At 61.5% G+C, this 4,455-nt stretch carries 3 protein-coding genes; 2 read left to right on the forward strand and 1 reads right to left on the reverse strand.

The genetic code is table 11. The features are described from left to right. Nucleotides 1-108: 108 nt before the first annotated feature. Entirely contained in the window at nt 109-2,805 is a 2,697-nt protein-coding gene (mdeB, locus tag WBB95_RS20565; protein ID WP_424489253.1) for an alpha-ketoglutarate dehydrogenase, read from the reverse strand. A 191-nt stretch (nt 2,806-2,996) separates the two neighbouring features. Between mdeB and WBB95_RS20570 the strand changes: the two genes are divergently transcribed. Beyond that, nucleotides 2,997-3,911: a class I SAM-dependent methyltransferase gene (locus WBB95_RS20570; protein WP_424489254.1), complete on the forward strand. Its 915-nt coding sequence runs from the start codon at nt 2,997-2,999 to the stop codon at nt 3,909-3,911. 149 nt (nt 3,912-4,060) lie between these two features. Beyond that, a partial coding sequence (locus tag WBB95_RS20575) for a CDP-alcohol phosphatidyltransferase family protein (protein ID WP_424489255.1) occupies nt 4,061-4,455 on the forward strand: 395 nt, incomplete at its 3' end.

The following is a 4,455-nucleotide window of genomic DNA, read 5'->3' on the forward strand; positions in this document are numbered from 1 at the left end:
AGCGCGGGGCAAGCCCGCTCACTACAGGGAGATTTTTCAGCCTTGAAAGTTGTGTAGATACTTATGGCTATCGCAGGCAAGCCAGCTCCCACATTTGTTATTTATCGGTTAGGAAATCCAGGACGGATCGCGCTCAGCCTGCAAGCCATACCGCTCAATCGCCTGCTGACATACCTCCCGCGCCAGGCTGCCTTGGGCCACCAACGCCGTCAGTGCAGCCAGCACAATGTGATGACGGTCCACCTCAAAGAAATCCCTTAGCGCCGCCCGCGTATCACTGCGCCCGAAACCGTCGGTGCCCAGCACGGTGTAGCTGGAATCCAGGTACGACGCGATCATCTGCGGCACTGCCCGCACGTAGTCAGACACAGCAATCACCGGCGCGCCTTGCGGCAAGCAATCTGCCAGATGACTGACCCGTGCAGCCTCTTGCGGGTGCAGTCGGTTCCAGCGCTCCACTTCCCGCGCTTCCCGCGCCAGTTCGCTGAAACTGGTGACGCTGAACACTTCGCTCGCCACCTGCCAATCCTCGGCCAGCAACTGCGCCGCCGCCTGCGCTTCGCGCACCAGGGTGCCGGAACCGAGCAAGCGCACGCGGGCGTCAAGCGCACCTTCAAGGCGGTACATGCCCTTGATAATCGCTGCTTCCACACCCTGCGGCAGGCTTGGCTGCGGGTAGTTTTCGTTCATCAGGGTCACGTAGTAGAACTCGTCCACATCGTGCTCCAGCATCTGGCGCATGCCGTGGTCGAGGATCACCGCAAACTCACCGGCGAACGCCGGATCGTAGGCGCGGCAATTGGGCACGGTGGCGGCAGTGAGATGACTGCTGCCGTCCTGGTGCTGCAAGCCTTCGCCGCCCAGCGTGGTGCGCCCGGCCGTGGCGCCCAGCAGAAAACCGCGGGCACGCTGGTCGGCGGCGGCCCAGATCAGGTCACCGACGCGCTGAAAACCGAACATCGAGTAATAGATGTAGAACGGCAACATGCGCAGGCCATGCACCGAATAGCTGGTGGCCGCCGCCACCCAGGAACTGATGGCGCTGGCTTCGCTGATGCCCTCCTCCAGAATCTGCCCGTCAGTGGCTTCGCGGTAACTGAGGATCGAGCCGATGTCTTCCGGCTCGTAACGCTGGCCGACGCTGGAATAGATACCGATCTGCTTGAACAGGTTGGCCATGCCGAAGGTGCGCGCCTCATCCGCGACGATGGGCACGATGCGCGGGCCGAGGGCCTTGTCCTTGAGCAAGTGGGTGAGCATGCGCACGAAAGCCATGGTCGTGGACATCTCCTTGCCCGCCGCCGTGGTTGCGAAGCCGGCGTAACCCTCGACCGGCGGCACGTTGACGGGCGCGGCCACCTGGCTTCGGCTTGGCACATACCCGCCCAGTGCGTGGCGCCGTTGGTGCAGGTAACGCATCTCCAGGCTGTCGTCAGCGGGCTTGTAGAAACTCAGCGATTCGGTCTGTTCGTCCGTCAGCGGCAGTTGAAAGCGATTGCGAAAGGCGATCAGCGCCTCACGGTCGAGTTTCTTCTGCTGGTGGGTAGTCATCTTGCCCTGCCCGGCCTCGCCCATGCCGAAGCCTTTTTTGGTCTGCGCCAGGATCACCGTGGGCTTGCCCTTGACCCGGCGCGCGGCGTGGTAGGCCGCGTGGATCTTGACCATATCGTGGCCGCCGCGCTTGAGCCGGTCGATCTGCTCATCACTCATGCCTTCGACCAGCTTGGCCAGGGCCTCGTTTTGGCCGAAGAAGTGTTCACGGTTATAGGCGCCGTCCTTGGCGGCGAAGGTCTGGAACTGGCCGTCGACGGTGTTCGATAAAGTATTCACCAACGAGCCATCACGGTCGTTAGCCAGCAAGGCATCCCAGTCCGAGCCCCACACCAGCTTGATCACATGCCAGCCGGCACCGGCGAACAAGGCTTCGAGTTCGTCGATGATCCGCCCATTGCCGCGCACCGGGCCATCAAGGCGCTGCAGGTTGCAGTTGACCACCCAGGTCAGGTTGTCCAGGCCTTCGCGGGCAGCGAGTGTCAGCGCCGACATGCTTTCCGGTTCGTCCATTTCGCCGTCACCGAATACGCCCCAGACGTGACGGTCGGTGGTGTCGAGCAAATGGCGATGCTGCAGGTAGCGCATGAAACGCGCCTGGAAAATCGAGCTGATAGGGCCGATGCCCATGGAACCGGTGGGGAACTGCCAGAAGTCCGGCATCAGCCACGGGTGCGGGTAGCTGGAGAGCCCGCGTGTCACTTCCCCGCCGCCGCCAACGACCTGGGCCGCGCCGATTTCCTGGCGATAGTGCGCCAAGTCGTTTTCAGTCAGGCGACCTTCAAGGAAGGCGCGCGCATAGATGCCGGGAGCGGAATGCGGTTGATAAAACACCAGGTCGCCGCCGAAGCTTTCATTGCGGGCGCGGAAAAAGTGGTTGAAGCCCACTTCGAACAAGTCCGCCGCACTGGCGTAGCTGGCGATATGACCGCCCAGCTCGCCATAGGCCTGGTTGGCGCGCACCACCATCGCCAGGGCATTCCAGCGCACCAGCGAGGCCAAACGTTCTTCTGTGGCGAGATCGCCCGGAAACGCTGGTTGCTGTTCAACGCTGATGCTATTGATATAGGGCGTGCCGTGGCGGGGTTTCCAGTCGATGTGCGGTGCACTGCCTTCGCGGGCCAGCAGGTCGAGGATCTGCCGGGCCCGGGCAGGCCCGGCGTTGGCAACCAGTGAAGCCAGGGCGTCGCGCCACTCGTCCCATTCAGCCTGATCCAAGGCTGTGTGATTCACTGCACTCGCAAAACCGTTCATGGGCACCTCCGGGCTTTTTTTCCAGTTTATGTCGGCGCAGAAGGATTTTTTGCCTGTTATCAGGCGCGCCGGCCACGATTTTGAGCATGAATCACTGCCAATCCATCTTTCTCCAGCACGTTGTGCTCGTGCGCCCTGAAACCTCGCAATTGTGTTTAAAATGCCGCCCGCTCAATGACCGACGCTCAACGATGAACCCAGACGCACTTGCTACCTTGCACGCTCACTTGCTCACCGCCCTGGCCAACCCGCCAGCCGAAACCCGCCGCCTGTTCCACGGCCGTGGCCGATGCTGGCCGGGCCTGGAGCAACTGACCGTGGACTGGCTGGAGGGCGTGATACTGGTCTCGCTGTTCAAGGAACCCGAGGCCGCTCAGTTGGAAGCCCTGAAACAGCTGTTGCACACGCAGCTCAGCGCCTACACCGTCGCCCTGCAACACCGTTACCTGCCGCAAAGCACCACCGAATGGTTGGCAGGCGAGCCCGTCGACGAGCGGACCATCACCGAAGGCGGCCTGCGTTACCTGATTGATTTGGGTAAAAAACAGAACAGCGGGCTGTTTCTCGACATGCGCTACGGCCGTAACTGGGTGCGGGAGCAGGCTCAGGGTCAGCGCGTGCTGAACCTGTTTGCCTACACCTGCGGGTTTTCGGTAGCGGCCATAGAAGGTGGCGCCGACCACGTGGTCAACCTCGACATGGCGCGTGGCGCCCTGAGCCGGGGCCGCGACAACCATCGCCTGAATGGTCACGACCTGGGCAAGGTCACGTTTCTGGGCCACGACCTGTTCAAGTCCTGGGCCAAGGTCACTAACAGTGGTCCTTATGACCTGGTGATCATTGATCCGCCGTCGTTCCAGAAAGGCAGTTTCCTGCTGACCAAAGACTATCAGCGCGTGCTGCGTCGCCTGCCGGATTTGCTCACCGCACAGGGCACGGTATTGGCGTGCATGAACGACCCGGCCTTCGGCGAAGACTTCCTGATTGACGGCGTGACCCGTGAAGCGCCGGGCCTGCGTTTTGTGGAGCGCCTGCAAAACCCGCCGGAATTTGCGGATATTGACCCTCAAAGCGGTTTGAAGGCATTGGTGTTCCGTCAGGGTTGATGCCGAAACGTCCTACGCTTGCTACGCTAAGTGATACACCGGGGCGGTGAACCTTATCCCACACTTCCCGGTCGATACCTGCATTCCCTGGCCAGACTCGACGGCGTTACGCTGTCGGCTGCCCTGTTTGACCTTTTGGAGAACCGCCCGTGATATCGACCCTGCATGTAGCCAGACTCAAAGCCTGGGGCGCCCACGGCTTTACCGCCACCGGCGTGGTGCTGGCCTTCCTGGCCACCCTGGCACTGCTGGAAAACTCGCCCAAGGCCTGCCTGCTCTGGCTGGGCTTGGCGCTGGTGGTCGATGGCGTCGACGGTTCCCTGGCGCGACGGGTGAATGTCAGCACGGTACTGCCAAGCTTCGACGGCTCGGTGCTGGACCTGGTGATTGATTACCTGACTTACGTGTTCATTCCGGCGCTGTTTATCTACCGCTACATCGACCTGCCGGAATTTACTCATCTGTTTACGGTGTCGGTGATTCTGGTGTCGTCGCTGTTCTGCTTCTGCAATGTGAACATGAAGAGCAAGGACAACTACTTTGT

The sequence above is a fragment of the Pseudomonas sp. genome, assembly GCF_049645325.1.
Classification (GTDB): Bacteria; Pseudomonadota; Gammaproteobacteria; order Pseudomonadales; family Pseudomonadaceae; genus Aquipseudomonas.

Excerpts from the sequence above, each read along its gene's own strand:
- WBB95_RS20570 (WP_424489254.1), top strand. The coding sequence starts at position 2,997 with ATGAACCCAGACGCACTTGCTACCTTGCACGCTCACTTGCTCACCGCC.
- mdeB (WP_424489253.1), bottom strand. The coding sequence starts at position 2,805 with ATGAACGGTTTTGCGAGTGCAGTGAATCACACAGCCTTGGATCAGGCT.